This is a genomic window from Marinobacterium sp. xm-d-530, assembly GCF_013283365.1.
In the GTDB taxonomy this organism is placed as follows: Bacteria; Pseudomonadota; Gammaproteobacteria; order Pseudomonadales; family Balneatricaceae; genus Marinobacterium_E.
Genome location: NZ_WBYM01000004.1, coordinates 45,165 through 59,240, shown reverse-complemented (window position 1 = coordinate 59,240; position 14,076 = coordinate 45,165). Strand labels below are relative to the sequence as shown.

Annotated in this window: 15 protein-coding genes; 1 reads left to right on the top strand and 14 read right to left on the bottom strand. The window is 47.3% G+C overall.

Annotated elements, in window-relative coordinates:
* Window position 1: 1 nt before the first annotated feature.
* From rnhB to rpsB, 14 genes are all read right to left on the bottom strand, one after another.
* Window positions 2-604: a ribonuclease HII gene (gene rnhB / locus XMD530_RS07505; protein WP_173483414.1), complete on the bottom strand. Its 603-nt coding sequence runs from the start codon at window positions 602-604 to the stop codon at window positions 2-4.
* Complete coding sequence (gene lpxB / locus XMD530_RS07500) at window positions 604-1,797, bottom strand: lipid-A-disaccharide synthase (RefSeq protein WP_217364173.1); 1,194 nt, start codon at window positions 1,795-1,797, stop codon at window positions 604-606. Before lpxB ends, rnhB begins: the two co-directional genes overlap by 1 nt.
* Window positions 1,757-2,527, bottom strand: a complete 771-nt coding sequence (gene lpxA / locus XMD530_RS07495) for an acyl-ACP--UDP-N-acetylglucosamine O-acyltransferase (protein WP_173506978.1) — start codon at window positions 2,525-2,527, stop codon at window positions 1,757-1,759. The genes lpxB and lpxA overlap by 41 nt, the downstream gene beginning before the upstream one ends.
* Window positions 2,528-2,529: 2 nt before the next feature.
* Window positions 2,530-2,967, bottom strand: a complete 438-nt coding sequence (fabZ, locus tag XMD530_RS07490; RefSeq protein ID WP_173481446.1) for a 3-hydroxyacyl-ACP dehydratase FabZ — start codon at window positions 2,965-2,967, stop codon at window positions 2,530-2,532.
* A gap of 15 nt (window positions 2,968-2,982) precedes the next feature.
* Window positions 2,983-4,014, bottom strand: a complete 1,032-nt coding sequence (gene lpxD / locus XMD530_RS07485) for a UDP-3-O-(3-hydroxymyristoyl)glucosamine N-acyltransferase (RefSeq protein WP_254443145.1) — start codon at window positions 4,012-4,014, stop codon at window positions 2,983-2,985.
* Between the two features lie 7 nt (window positions 4,015-4,021).
* Window positions 4,022-4,519: an OmpH family outer membrane protein gene (locus XMD530_RS07480; RefSeq protein WP_173498686.1), complete on the bottom strand. Its 498-nt coding sequence runs from the start codon at window positions 4,517-4,519 to the stop codon at window positions 4,022-4,024.
* Window positions 4,519-6,828 (bottom strand): outer membrane protein assembly factor BamA, encoded by a 2,310-nt coding sequence (gene bamA, locus XMD530_RS07475; RefSeq protein ID WP_173506977.1) that lies wholly within the window; start codon window positions 6,826-6,828, stop codon window positions 4,519-4,521. Before bamA ends, XMD530_RS07480 begins: the two co-directional genes overlap by 1 nt.
* A 21-nt stretch (window positions 6,829-6,849) precedes the next feature.
* A complete protein-coding gene (gene rseP, locus XMD530_RS07470) occupies window positions 6,850-8,202 on the bottom strand; it encodes an RIP metalloprotease RseP (protein WP_173506976.1) in 1,353 nt (450 codons plus the stop codon).
* Between the two features lie 9 nt (window positions 8,203-8,211).
* Entirely contained in the window at window positions 8,212-9,018 is an 807-nt protein-coding gene (locus XMD530_RS07465; RefSeq protein WP_173488750.1) for a phosphatidate cytidylyltransferase, read from the bottom strand.
* Complete coding sequence (locus XMD530_RS07460) at window positions 9,011-9,772, bottom strand: isoprenyl transferase (protein WP_173481452.1); 762 nt, start codon at window positions 9,770-9,772, stop codon at window positions 9,011-9,013. Before XMD530_RS07460 ends, XMD530_RS07465 begins: the two co-directional genes overlap by 8 nt.
* Window positions 9,773-9,813: 41 nt before the next feature.
* Window positions 9,814-10,371: a ribosome recycling factor gene (frr, locus tag XMD530_RS07455; RefSeq protein WP_173481453.1), complete on the bottom strand. Its 558-nt coding sequence runs from the start codon at window positions 10,369-10,371 to the stop codon at window positions 9,814-9,816.
* Window positions 10,371-11,120: a UMP kinase gene (gene pyrH, locus XMD530_RS07450; RefSeq protein WP_173481454.1), complete on the bottom strand. Its 750-nt coding sequence runs from the start codon at window positions 11,118-11,120 to the stop codon at window positions 10,371-10,373. The genes frr and pyrH overlap by 1 nt, the downstream gene beginning before the upstream one ends.
* A 92-nt stretch (window positions 11,121-11,212) precedes the next feature.
* Window positions 11,213-12,073, bottom strand: coding sequence for a translation elongation factor Ts (gene tsf, locus XMD530_RS07445; RefSeq protein ID WP_173481455.1), 861 nt, complete (start codon window positions 12,071-12,073; stop codon window positions 11,213-11,215).
* 105 nt (window positions 12,074-12,178) lie between these two features.
* Window positions 12,179-12,913, bottom strand: coding sequence for a 30S ribosomal protein S2 (rpsB, locus tag XMD530_RS07440; RefSeq protein ID WP_173481456.1), 735 nt, complete (start codon window positions 12,911-12,913; stop codon window positions 12,179-12,181).
* A gap of 387 nt (window positions 12,914-13,300) precedes the next feature.
* Between rpsB and map the strand changes: the two genes are divergently transcribed.
* Window positions 13,301-14,071: a type I methionyl aminopeptidase gene (map, locus tag XMD530_RS07435; protein WP_173481457.1), complete on the top strand. Its 771-nt coding sequence runs from the start codon at window positions 13,301-13,303 to the stop codon at window positions 14,069-14,071.
* The last annotated feature ends 5 nt before the right edge of the window (window positions 14,072-14,076 follow it).

The window sequence follows — 14,076 nt, the reverse complement described above, 5'->3', positions numbered from 1 at the left end:
TCTACTGATTCCCCTCTATTAGGCGCCTTACTGGCGCAAATGAACGACGATATTCCGGTAATACCCCGTGCTCTTGTATCAGTTGAAGATGAGCCGGCGTCGGGTAGCCTTTATGTTTGGCAAATTGATACTGCGGAAATTGTGCGTCCAATTCTAGCATTTGATGATCACGATGTACCTTAGCAATGATAGAAGCCGCACTGATCTCTGCGACTTTTGAGTCACCTTTCACTACCGCTTCAACAGAGTAAGGAATCTCGGGGCATCGATTACCGTCCACATAGACATGATCAGGCACTTGGGATAAACCCAACACCGCTCGCTTCATCGCCAGCATTGTCGCGTGCAAAATATTCAATTCATCAATCTCTTGCGGCGTTGCAACCGCGATTGACCAGCACAACGCTCGCTCTTTAATTTCAATGGACAAAGCTTCACGACGCTTTTCAGACAGCTTTTTCGAATCCATCAACCCCTCAATAGGATTGTTAGGATCGAGAATCACTGCTGCTGCAACCACATCGCCAACAAGCGGTCCTCGCCCTACTTCGTCCACACCGGCAAAGAGAGAGTGCTCAGCAAAGTTAAATTCTTGAGGCTGCATCAGCTTCTAAACTCCAATAGTGTGGATACAGCTTCTGCCGCTTGCTCATCGGCATCTTGGCGAATTAGCCCAGACAGATCAGAAAATTCCTGCTGCAGCGATTGAATGTAATGGCTATCCGTCAGACTTTGTAAAACCAGAGGCTCTAATACCTCGACCCTCACATCAGACTGAAAAATCTCGGGAACCAATGCTCTGCCTGCCAATAGGTTAGGCAGGGATACATAGGGAGTTTTTAGCATTCGAGAAATAATCGCATAACTCAGCGGGGCCATTTTGTAGGCCACCACCATAGGCGTTGAACAGAGCATCGCTTCCAGTGTTGCCGTACCGGACGAAATCAAAACTGAGTCTGCCGCCATCAAACACTCCTGCGAGGAGCCTTGAACAAGTTTAATCTTACTCTCTGCCTGAGCCTCTCGAATTAACAGGGCTATCTGCTGATAACGGGCTTCGTTAGCGGCTGGAAGGATGACCTGAAGATTGGGAATCTTACTGCAAAGCGCGAGTGCCGTTTCAATGAACGGGGGTGCCAACTTACCCACTTCAGAACTGCGACTTCCTGGCATCAGAGCCAATACGGGACTCGCATCACTCAGACCAAGAGCCGTTTTGGCTTGGCTTTGACTAATAGAGAGTGGCAGCTGAGTGGCTAATGGATGGCCAATAAACTGAGCCTTAACCTGAGTATCTTTGTAATACTTCGCTTCAAAAGGGAGAAAGCAGAGCATCAAATCAACCGACTGTTCAATCTTTTTTAGACGTTTCTCTCGCCAGGCCCAAACCGAGGGGCTGACATAGTGAACCGTTGGGATGGCACGCTCTTTTAGGACTCTCTCAAGACCTAAATTAAAGTCGGGAGCATCAATGCCAATAAAAAGATCGGGGGGTGTTTGCAACCACTTTTCTATTAACTTCTTGCGCCGTTTTAAAAGTTCGCGAAGCCGTTTTAAGACCTCCACCAGACCCATAACCGACAGACGCTCCATAGGAAACTCTGAATTAAGGCCCTGAGCAATCATTCGACGGCCTCCTACCCCCTCAAATGTGGCATTGGGATAGCGCTTCTTTAACGAACTGATCAACCCAGCGCCAAGAATGTCACCGGACTCTTCTCCAGCAACAATAGCAACCTTAATGGGTCTAGTTGAATTAACGGATGATTCCACGAGAGGAGTGACGTAGCGACTCAATCAATGGGGTCAGAGCTGACTCGCCAGCTTCAAGGGACTCTAGTTGAGCGATCGCATCCGCAAGAGTGAGGTTTTTACGGTAGATCGTTTTATAGGCATTCTTAAGCGCACGGATCGACTCAGATGAGAAGCCTCGACGTTTTAGACCTTCTGCATTGATGCCGTGTGGTGACGCTGGATTACCGGTTGCAAGGGTGTAAGAGGGGATATCCTGAAGCACAACAGTACCAGCACCACACATAACATGTGCACCAATGTGACAGAACTGATGAACAGCTGTAAAACCGCCCAATATCGTATGATCACCAACATGAACATGCCCAGCTAAGGCTGCATTATTGGCCAAAATCGTATGATCACCGACAACACAGTCATGGGCCACATGGACATAGGCCATCAGAAGGTTATGACTGCCAATCTGCGTCAGGCTTTTATCCTGAACTGTTCCGCGGTGAATCGTTACGCCTTCTCGAATAACGTTGTTATCACCGATGATCAATTCAGTGGGTTCACCGGCATACTTTTTATCTTGGCAATCTTCGCCCACAGATGCGAATTGAAATATATGATTTCCGCTACCGATTTTGGTCGGGCCTTTGACGACAACATGTGATTCGATACGAGTATTTGCACCGATCTCGACATCAGGTCCGATGTAACTCCAAGGTCCAACCTCAACACCCTCTGCCAACTTAGCAGAGGGATCGATAATAGCTAGCGGGTGAATCAAAATCAGACCTTCCTATCAGCACACAGAATGGTTGCCGAGCTAACCGTTTCACCTTCAACCGTCGCTTTAACTTGGAACTTCCAGATACCGCGTTTTTCAGACAATACCAACGCTTCAAGCTGAAGGCGGTCGCCAGGCACTACTGGGCGTTTAAAACGCAGATTATCGGCACCCACAAAGTAGTAGATCGAACCATCCTGAGGTGTTTTATCCATGGTTTTAAAACCAAGAATACCGGCCGCTTGAGCCATCGCTTCAACAATCAAGACACCCGGCATGACGGGATGATCAGGGAAGTGGCCGTTAAAGAAAGGTTCGTTAACGGTCACATTCTTGTAAGCGACAATGGATTCACCGGGTGTTAGTTCTACAACGCGGTCAACCAATAGAAAAGGGTAGCGGTGCGGAAGGTATTTACGGATCTCATTTACATCCATCATATTCAGTTTTTAGCCTTATTCAGCAAGCTTTTTTACAAGCTTTTCTAGATTTTTAACGCGTTGGGACAACTCATCAAGTTGCTTAAACCGGACCACATTTCGCTTCCATTGAGCGTGAGGTTCAACCCCAGTACCCGATGAGTAAGCACCCGACTCTTTGATTGATTTACTGACCAAAGTCATCGCCGTGATGTGGGTTCGGTCGGCAATCTCTAAATGCCCCGTGACACCGCTCATACCTGCAATAGTACAATGAGAGCCGATACGAGTGCTACCCGCAATTGCAGTACAACCAGCTATGGCCGTTGACTCTCCGATCTCAACATTGTGTGCAATCTGAATTTGATTATCCAATTTCACACCATTAGCAATCAAAGTATCCGACAGAGCACCGCGATCGATCGTTGTGTTTGCACCGACCTCAACATCATCACCTAAAATCACACCACCGGCTTGGGCGATTTTTACCCAGCCTTGACCGTCATGAGCAAAACCGAACCCATCGGCTCCAATCACAGCACCAGAATGAATAATGCATCGCTTACCGATGGAAACTCCAGGATAGAGGGTTACATTCGCTTCAAGCCGTGTTGACTCACCGAGCAATACACCCTCACCTATGACCACGTTGGGACCCACATAGGCATGGGCAGCCACCTTAACTTGAGCGCCAACAATTGCACCCTCCGCAATCTGAGCAGAGGGGTCGATCTCGGCAGAAGGGTCTACTGTTGCAGTCGGCGCAATTCCAGCGACTAAAGGACCACGCCAATCAAACAGCTGCGATAACTTTGCAAAGGCTAGGTAGGGATTAGCAACGACAATAGCGCTATTGGGGACCAGATCAACGAACTCTGCACTGACTAGAACGACTTCAGCCTGAGTGTCTGGAAGCTGTTTTTGGTATTTGGCGTTGGATAGAAAAGAGAGCTGACCGATACCCGCTTTATCAAGGGTAGACATCCCAGAGATTAGACAATCACTACCAACAAGCTCTCCACTAACGCGAAGAGCTAAATCGGACGCTTTTTCGGAAAAATCAGTCAAACCCCAGTCACTCCTGGGCATTCAGGCGTTTAATAATCTCACCTGTAATGTCGATTCTAGGCTCAACATAGATAGCCGACTGACGATTGATAATCAGCGAAATATCGCCTTCATCAATAAGCGCTTTGATGACCTGATCCAACTTGGGACGCATACCCTCTAAAAACTCTTTCTCCATAGCCGCTCGCTGCTGCTGAAGCGCTTGCAGCTGTCGCTGATACTCGCCATACACTTTCTTGAATTGGAGATCTTTTTGCTGAATCTGTTCTTGAGTCAGCAGCCCCTTATTCAACTCAAAATCAGACTGCATCTTTTTAGCCTGATTTTCTAAATCACGAACCTGAGACTCTTGCTGGGAAGTGCTTTTAACTAAATCTGCGCGAAAGGCTTCTGCAGCATTACTCGACTGAAGCGCCGCTTGGACATCAAGAACAACCATTGAACCAGCAATAGCTGAGTGCGAGATAGAGGCAAACACCCAAAAAAGCAGAGAACGAGCAATCATCAGAAGGTTTGTCCTAATGAGAATTGCACAGACTCTTTCGTATCATTTGAGCTAGCGTTCAGTGCCTGACCAAAAGAGATAGACAACGGGCCAATTGCCGTAATCCAGCTCAAACCGACACCGGCAGCAAATCGAACCTCACCAATATCAATATTGTCAGAACAGTCTGTCAAGCCAGAGCAGCTATCCGTAGTAAATACGTTACCGCCATCCAAGAAGGCAATGGTACGAATCGATGAATCTTCATCTAAAAATGGCGCAGGGAAAATTAGCTCTGCAGAGCCTGACAGGAGAATGTTTCCTCCTATTGGGTCATCACCATCTTTAGGGCCTAAAGAGTTATTAGCAAAACCGCGAACGGTTCTTAACCCACCGGCAAAATAGCGTTGAAAGAAGGGGTAAGGGTTACTGTCCAATGAGCCTGCGAAACCATTACGAGTCTTAAGTCCAAACACCCAGGTTTGATCTCGGTTAAGCGGTTGATAGTAACGACCTGTGTAACTGGCTTTGTAGTAAGCAAGGTCACCACCTGGCACAGCAACATCCAATCGAACATCGTGAAGGTAACCATCCGTTGGGAAAAAGGCATTATTCAGGTGGTTATTGCGCCAACGGCCGTTCAGGTTATAAGTTAAGTACGAAGAACCTGCTGAGGTAACAAACTCGTCAATAATGTCAGGTCGCGTTGAAACAGACTCATTAATGTTTACATCCGTTGAATCCAAACCGACACCAAGGGTGACACGTTGGTTTTCATCGATCGGGTAACCAAAATTCACTGAGGCACCAACCTCATTGGTATTGTAATCAGAGAGATCATCATTACCGAAATCTCTTGTACGGTAATAGACATCATAGCCACGCCCTACCCCATCAAGAGTGTAGTAGGGATCATTAAAGCTGAATGTGTACTGAGTTAGAATTTGAGAGTTATTAAAAGCAAAGCCAAACTCTGTACCGGTTCCCAAGAAGTTATCTTGTTGAAGGCCGACATCAAACAAAATACCTTCAGCGCTGGAGTAGCCAACGCCAGCGTTGATTTGCCCTAGTGATTGCTCTTCAACAGAAAACTGAAGGTCAACCTGATCATCTGCACTAGCAACTCTCAATGTTTTAATATCAACTTTGCTAAAAAAGCCCAAACGATCAAGGCGGGTTTTGGATCGTTCAATCGCATCTGCACTAGCAACACTGCCCTCCATCTGCGGTAACTCACGACGGATTACCTCGTCAGCCGTCATCGCGTTACCACGAATCTCGATACGACGAACCGTTACCAACTTACCCGGCTCAACATAGAATTTGAGCGCCACACCACCTTGGTCATCAACTTCAGGTATGGCGTTTGACTTAGCAAAAAGATAGCCGGAATCACCCAACTCTTTTTGAATGAGGTTATTTGTCTCAACCACCAACTTTCTAGAAAACAGATCGCCTGTTTTCATCTGAAGGTGTTTAGTAAGCTCAGACTTATCAACACCGAACTCACCAACAACATCGATATCAGTGTACTTATACTGCTGACCCTCTGTCAGACTGATGGTAACAAAGACCTGCTTCTGATCAGGGCTAATAGAGACATCAGATGAGTTGATATCAAACTTAACGAAACCGCGATCCAAGTAGTAGGAACGAAGTCTTTCGATATCAGCACTTAACTTCTCTCGAGCGTATTTATCATTATCAGTCCACCATGAGAAGAGATTGGTTGTTCCCAAATCAAACAGACCCAACAGCTCTTCATCAGAGAAAGCCGAATTACCAATGATATTAATTTTTTGTACTACCGCAGTTTCACCCTCAGTGACTTTTATATTGAGGGCTACACGATTACCATCTAGCTGCTCAACATCCGTGTTGATTTCAGCGGTATAGCGACCTGCCTGGTTGTATACTTGAAGCAGATCGAGACGAATTTGATCAAGAGCTGAACGACGAAACACGTCTCCCTCTTCAAGGCCTGATCGTTTGAGGGCAGCCATTAACTGCTCGTCTTTGATCAGATCGTTACCTTCAAGACGAATCAGCGCAACGGACGGGCGCTCTTTAACTCGAACAATCAACACACCTTGATCTTTGAGTAGCTCTACATCATCAAAATAACCGGATTCGAACAGATCTTTTGTCGCATCATTGAGAGCTCGTTGATCGACAAGATCACCACGATTAATCGGAAAATTTCGGAATACAATGGCTGGATCAACCTGCTGCAAACCTTCGATACGAATGTCATCGACGGCAAAATCACTGGCAATAGCATGGACCGAGAAGATAAGTCCTAACAGTGATAAGAGTGTGAAGCGTTTCATCCAGTGATTCCTCTAGTACGCTTAAAGACGCGCTAAATCGTTAAAAAATGCAATGGCCATCAAACTAAACAACAGCGCCATACCCAACCTCATTCCGAAAGCTTGGGTACGCTCGCTGACAGGACGACCTCGAATCAGTTCTACAAAATAGTACACTAAATGACCGCCATCTAGCATCGGAATTGGTAAAAGATTTAGCACACCCAAACTGATGCTGAGATAGGCCAAAAAACTGATAAAGGATTCCAACCCTGATGATGCCGAAGCGCCGGCCACCTTAGCGATCGTAATTGGGCCACTCAGATTTTTCACTGAAATGACACCAACGATCATCTTCTTGATCGAGTCCAGCGTCAGTCCAATCATCTGAACGGTCTTTTCGTAGGCACTCACTAGAGCATCCACCGGCCCCTGAGAGAGATCCCTTAACATATCCTCTGGCCACTGAGGGACGACAACGCCGGCACCGATATAGCCAACTAAGGCATCACTGCCGGGTCTTAGGCCGGGTCTTACAATCACCTCTTCGGACTGTTCATCACGAACAATTTCAAATCGAAGATCGGTATCGTAAGAAGCTTGCACTTTGCCAACCAAAGCCATCCAGTTATCGATAGGCGTATCGTCAATGCTGACGACCCTATCGCCCTCTTGCAGACCTGCTTTATAAGCTGGGCCATCAGGAGAGATTTGACTTATAACGGCAGGCACTTCTGGCTGCCAGGGTGACAAGCCAAAGGCTCGAAGTGGCGAAGTGGTCTCTAGATCAACATCCCAAGTTTGCAGATCAGCCGAGTAGTTTCTTAACCAACCAGAATTAGGTTCACCTGCACGAAGAGTTAATACACCTGTCTCACCCACTCGTGCTGCCAACGCTAAATTGATCTCCTCCCATGAGAGCACTTCTCGCCCGTCAATCTCAGCGATCTCATAATTGGGCTGAAGACCAGCTTGCTCTGCAAGCGAGTCAGGTGTAACGGCGCCAACGACAGGTTTTACAACCGTCACCCCCCATATGAATAGGAACCAATACGCAAAGAGGGCAAAGATCAAATTAACAAACGGGCCTGCTGCAACGATCGCGATTCGCTGATAGACGCTTTTGTTGTTGAACGCTTGAGATTTGAGCTCATCTGGAACCGGTCCTTCACGCTCATCGAGCATTCGAACATAGCCACCTAAAGGGATGGAGGCGACAGCATACTCAGTGCCATCTTTGCCCTTACGCATCCAGATAGGTTTACCAAAGCCGACAGAGAAGCGCAGTACCTTAACGCCACAACGACGAGCTACCCAGTAGTGACCCCACTCGTGAATTGTGACCAGTATGCCAAGTGTTATAAGAAGAGAGAGAACCGTTTGGATAAAATCCATCACTTACCCTTAAAGAATCGGAAGCAGTTGAATTCCTAACAAAAACAGCGGTGCAGCAGCCGTAAGACTGTCGACACGATCCAGTACGCCACCATGACCTGGCAGGATCACACCACTGTCTTTGATACCACGTTCACGCTTAAACATGCTCTCAAACAGATCGCCAAATACAGAGACAACCACCACCAAAGCAGAGAGCGCCATCAGCAGAATAATAGAAGTAGAAGAGAGACCTAAGACAATCGAGAATCCAAGAGCGATCATCATGGCTGCTAACAAACCACCATAAACCCCTTCACGCGTTTTGCCAGGACTAACTTTAGGTAAAAGCTTAACTCGACCAAAGCGCTTACCGGCAAAGTAGGCGCCTATATCAGCACCCCAAACCAACAAAAACAGCAGCAGTAGTAATAGATGCGCGCTCTCATGGGTTTTCAGACCCACCATCGCCACCCAAGCAGGGACTAGCACCAACAGACCGGTAATCAACTTAGTCACAGCCCCATCGATACCTAGGGTCTTTGGGTAGCGAACCACCCGAGTAATCGCAAACACCCAAAATAGCGCTGCGACAACTAATATAGGGAGCGTCAAAGCAGTAACAAATGGGTAGATCGCTGCGATTACCACTCCCACTAACGCCACAAAGAGCGCTCGCATGCGACGTGAATAGAGCGCGAAATTACCCCACTCCCAGGCCCCAATCATCATCACAAGCGCCATAACGATAGCAAACCCAGACAAAGGTAGAAGGAAAACCGAACCTAGCGCCAATGGCGCCAAAATTGAAGCGGTAATGACGCGCTGTTTAAACATGACTTTCGGCCTCCAGTTGCTCACTGGTTCGGCCAAATCGACGCTCACGCGTTTGGAAGTTATCAACCGCTTTGAGAAGCTCTTCGCGGTTAAAGTCTGGCCAGTAGAGATCGCTGTAGTAGAACTCTGTGTAAGCGAATTGCCAGATTAAAAAGTTAGAGATTCGCTGTTCACCGGCCGTTCTGATGCAGAGATCTGGCAGAGGCTGATCGGCCAGTGAGACATGCTTTGAAATAAGATCTGCATTGATATCGGTAGGTTCTAGCTCGCCCTGCTTGACCTGCTCAGCAATCTGCTGAACCGCATGAGCAATATCCCACTGACCACCGTAGTTAGCTGCAATATTCAGATTAAGCGCAGTACAGTGGGCAGTCGCTTGTTCGCCTTTTTCGATGCGCTGCTGTAGTGATTCGGAAAAACCAGACTTATCACCAATGACACGAAGACGAATATTATTTTTGACGAGTTTTTTAACCTCACGATCGAGGGCAAACTTGAAGAGATCCATCAGACCACGGACCTCTTTTTCAGGACGGCGCCAGTTCTCAGAACTGAAGGCAAAAAGAGTCAGAGATTCAACCCCTGACTCCATACAGCCTTGAATGACATCACGGACACTATCGACGCCCGCTTTATGACCGGCGAGAGACGGCAAGCGACGCTCTTTGGCCCAACGGTTATTGCCATCCATAATGACGGCAATATGGCGTGGAGCAGGACGTGTATTGACGGTGTTATCGTTATTATCGGCCATTAAAGGTCGTATCCTAATGCGCTGTGCGCGAATTTGATGGATTAAATCTCCATCAAATCCTTCTCTTTTTGAGCCAACAGCTTGTCGATCTCAGCAACGTGCTTATCAGTCTCTTTTTGAACCTGATCTTCGCCACGACGCGCATCGTCCTCTGTTATCTCTTTCTCTTTCAAAAGATCTTTAATATCACCGTTAGCATCACGACGCACATTGCGCACAGCCACTCGAGCATTCTCAGCTTCGCCACGTGCCTGACGAATATAGCCCTTACGAGTCTCCTCGGTCAGCGCTGGCATAGGCACGCGAATAACATCACCGGCTGTCGCTGGGTTAAGACCAAGATCTGATTTCATGATCGCTTTTTCGATCTCAGGAACCATGTTCTTTTCCCATGGGATGATCGACAGTGTACGCGCATCTTCAACCGTCACGTTAGCAACCTGCTGAATCGGCATATCAGAACCGTAGTAGTGGACCATCACAGAATCAAGAATGGCAGGGGTCGCACGACCTGTTCGAATTTTTTTAAACTGCTCTACAAGAGAATCAACGCTTTTTGACATACGCTGATCAGCGTCTTGAACAATCTCAGTAATCATTATTTATCTCCGTTAGCGCTGCCGCTATCGATCAATGTACCCTCGTCGCCACCTACAACTAGGTTAACAAGAGCACCATGCTTGTTCATATTGAAAACGCGCACGGGCATATCGTGGTCACGGGTCAGACAGATTGCTGTCATATCCATCACACCCAGCTGACGCTCAAGCACCTCATCAAAACTTAGACGGTCGTAGCGCTCAGCCGTTGGATCTTTCATAGGATCCGCAGTGTAGACGCCGTCAACCTTAGTTGCCTTAAGTACCACATCGGCTTCGATCTCAATGCCGCGCAGACAGGCAGCAGAGTCGGTTGTAAAGAAAGGGTTACCGGTACCAGCAGAGAAGATCACCACATCACCTTGTGACAGGTAACGCATCGCATTTCGACGATCATAGTGATCCACAACGCCGCTCATCGGAATTGCCGACATCACTCGCGTCGCAATATTACAGCGTTCGAGTGCATCACGCATTGCAAGTGCGTTCATCACAGTGGCTAGCATACCCATATGGTCGCCAGTCACTCGATCCAATCCTGCTTCACTTAGCGCAGCGCCGCGAAACAGGTTACCACCACCAATCACTAGACCGACCTGAACGCCGATACCCACTAACTGACCGATCTCCAGAGCCATTCGATGAAGAACTTTTGGATCGATACCAAAGTTCTCTTCTCCCATTAAAGCTTCACCGCTTAATTTCAGAAGAATTCGCTTATATTTGGAGTTAGGCTTGTTTACAGGCATGGGCACCCCCGGCAGGCGATTAAAAGAAGTGTGATAAAGGTATATCGAAAACAACTAGCCCCGCAAGTCGGCAGGGCTAGTTTAGTACAGAATTAGCCTTGCAGCTGCTCTGCTACCTCTTGAGCGAAGTCTTTCTTCTCAACTTCAATGCCTTCACCAACTTCTAGGCGGGTGAAACCGTTGATGTCAGTACCAGCATCTTTGATAAGTTTGCCGACAGTTGTCTCTGGGTTCTTAACGAACGCCTGTTCAACAAGGCTGTTTTCAGAAAGGAACTTCTTAACACGGCCGATTGCCATTTTCTCTTTGATCTCTTGTGGCTTACCTTCCATGTCAGGCTGAGCCATGATGATCTCTTTCTCGCGATCAAGCTCTTCCTGTGGCATATCTTCAGGCTTACACACACGAGGGTTAGCTGCAGAAACGTGCATAGCAACGTCACGAGCCACTTCAGTGTCACCACCTGCAAGAGAGACAAGACAAGCGATACGGTTGTTGCTGTGTACGTATCCAGCAACGACTGCACCTTCAACAAGAGCGATACGACGAACAGTAATGTTCTCGCCAATCTTTTGAACTAGCGCTTCACGAGCCGACTCAAGGTCACCAGCCATTAGAGCTGCAACATCTGTCTGCTTATCAGCAAACGCTTTGTCAGCTACCTGGCTAACAAAACCAAGGAAACCTTCGTCACGAGCAACAAAGTCTGTTTCAGAGTTAACTTCAACGATTACACCGTAGCTGTTGTCGTCAGCAACACGAACCACAACAACACCGTCAGCAGCAGTACGGCCAGCTTTTTTAGCAGCTTTTAGACCTGAAGACTTACGTAGATCTTCAATCGCCTTATCAACATCACCACCAGACTCAGCAAGTGCTTTTTTACACTCCATCATGCCTAGGCCAGTACGATCACGCAGCTCTTTTACCATTGCCGCAGAGATATTTGCCATTTTGCAATCCTCATTTAAGAAATTAGTTAGGTAAATCTAAAAAAGGGGAGCCTGGCTCCCCCTTTTGAAAGTATGTAAGTTAAAGGTTACAAACCTAAGACTGAATTACTCAGCCGCTTGCTCTTCAACTTCAACGAATTCGCTTGCAGCGCCACCCGTTGCATCAGAACCTTCTAGGCACGCGTCTGCAACAGACTGAGCGTAGATCTGAATGGCACGTAGTGCGTCATCGTTACCTGGGATAACGTAGTCAACACCGTCTGGGTTGCTGTTAGTATCAACAACACCGATGACAGGGATACCAAGCTTGTTAGCTTCGTTGATTGCGATGCGCTCGTGATCTACGTCGATAACGAATAGAGCATCTGGAAGACCGCCCATATCCTTGATACCGCCGATAGATAGCTCAAGCTTAGCCATTTCACGGCTACGCATTAGCGCTTCTTTCTTAGTCAATTTCTCGAAAGTACCATCTTGTGCTTGAGCTTCAAGATCACGTAGACGACGGATCGACTGACGGATTGTCTTGTAGTTAGTTAGCATGCCACCCAACCAACGGTGGTTTACGTAAGGCATGCCCGCACGTGATGCTTCTTCTTTAACAACCTTAGCTGCTGCACGTTTAGTACCAACAAAAAGAATTTTGTTTTTGTTAGAAGCCATGTTTTTAACAACGTCTAGTGCGTTGTTCATAGCTGGCAGAGTGTGCTCAAGGTTGATGATATGAATTTTGTTACGCGCACCGAAGATGAACTTCGACATTTTTGGGTTCCAGTAACGAGTCTGGTGACCGAAGTGAACACCTGCTTTAAGCAGATCGCGCATATTTACTTGTGCCATTTGGTATTTCCTCTATGGGTTTAAACCTCCACACCCCCCATTTATCAACCCCTTAGGGCACCCAGACAAACGTGACGAAGTGTGTGTGTTTTAGTTTTAGTGCCGAAGCACGATTTTTGGGAGCGCAATTTATACCATAAAGACTAACGTTTGAGAAGTAATTTTACTCCCTACCTACCTTTTAAAGCGGATGTCAGGCTGAAGGCCAGACACCCAATTAAAAACCACTTAAAGATCTAGGGCGTCTGGCTTTCAGCCTGACATCCGCTTTCAAAATTACATAGCAAACTCCGGTAGACCAAAACACTACCTCCTGTACAATAAGCAGTATCAAAAACGCCTTCAATTTTCCGAAGCGCAAATCACCGATTTAAAAAGGATTCACCGATGACCATCAAGATCAAAACCGCTGACGAAATCGAAAAGATGCGAGTGGCTGGACGCTTAGCCGCCGAGGTTCTTGAGATGATCGAAGAGCATGTAAAGCCTGGCATCACAACCAATGAGATTGACCAAATTTGTCACAACTACATTATTGATGTGCAGCAAGCGATTCCAGCACCTTTGAACTACCACGGTTTTCCTAAATCCATCTGTACATCAGTCAATTCAATCGTTTGTCACGGCATCCCCAATGACAAAGCCTTAAAGAACGGCGACATTGTCAACATCGACATTACCGTGATCAAAGATGGGTACCATGGCGACACCAGCAAAATGTTCTTTGTAGGTGATGTTGCACCACATGCAAAACGCCTCTGCGAGATCACTCAAGAGTGTATGAACATGGGTATTGAGCTGGTCAAACCGGGTGTGAAACTCGGTGATATCGGCGCTGTGATTCAGAAACATGCCGAAGCAAACCACTACTCGGTGGTTCGCGAGTATTGCGGCCACGGCATCGGTGCAGAGTTCCACGAAGAGCCTCAAGTCCTCCACTACGGCAAAGCAGGAACTGGTGAAACCCTTGAAGAGGGTATGTGCCTAACCATCGAACCGATGATTAACGCCGGCAAACGCCAGGTTAAGTTAAACAAGCGTGACGGCTGGACTGTAGAGACAGCAGACCGTCGTCTCTCTGCTCAGTATGAACACACGATTTTAGTGACGGCTGATGGCCATGAAATTCTCACCCTGCGTAGTGAAGAGAAAGGCTAAATTTG

Excerpts from the sequence above, each read along its gene's own strand:
- XMD530_RS07460 (WP_173481452.1), bottom strand. The coding sequence starts at position 9,772 with ATGGCCGATAATAACGATAACACCGTCAATACACGTCCTGCTCCACGC.
- XMD530_RS07480 (WP_173498686.1), bottom strand. The coding sequence starts at position 4,519 with ATGATTGCTCGTTCTCTGCTTTTTTGGGTGTTTGCCTCTATCTCGCAC.
- bamA (WP_173506977.1), bottom strand. The coding sequence starts at position 6,828 with ATGAAACGCTTCACACTCTTATCACTGTTAGGACTTATCTTCTCGGTC.
- rpsB (WP_173481456.1), bottom strand. The coding sequence starts at position 12,913 with ATGGCACAAGTAAATATGCGCGATCTGCTTAAAGCAGGTGTTCACTTC.
- fabZ (WP_173481446.1), bottom strand. The coding sequence starts at position 2,967 with ATGATGGATGTAAATGAGATCCGTAAATACCTTCCGCACCGCTACCCT.
- tsf (WP_173481455.1), bottom strand. The coding sequence starts at position 12,073 with ATGGCAAATATCTCTGCGGCAATGGTAAAAGAGCTGCGTGATCGTACT.
- pyrH (WP_173481454.1), bottom strand. The coding sequence starts at position 11,120 with ATGCCTGTAAACAAGCCTAACTCCAAATATAAGCGAATTCTTCTGAAA.
- map (WP_173481457.1), top strand. The coding sequence starts at position 13,301 with ATGACCATCAAGATCAAAACCGCTGACGAAATCGAAAAGATGCGAGTG.
- rnhB (WP_173483414.1), bottom strand. The coding sequence starts at position 604 with ATGCAGCCTCAAGAATTTAACTTTGCTGAGCACTCTCTCTTTGCCGGT.
- XMD530_RS07465 (WP_173488750.1), bottom strand. The coding sequence starts at position 9,018 with ATGTTTAAACAGCGCGTCATTACCGCTTCAATTTTGGCGCCATTGGCG.
- frr (WP_173481453.1), bottom strand. The coding sequence starts at position 10,371 with ATGATTACTGAGATTGTTCAAGACGCTGATCAGCGTATGTCAAAAAGC.
- rseP (WP_173506976.1), bottom strand. The coding sequence starts at position 8,202 with ATGGATTTTATCCAAACGGTTCTCTCTCTTCTTATAACACTTGGCATA.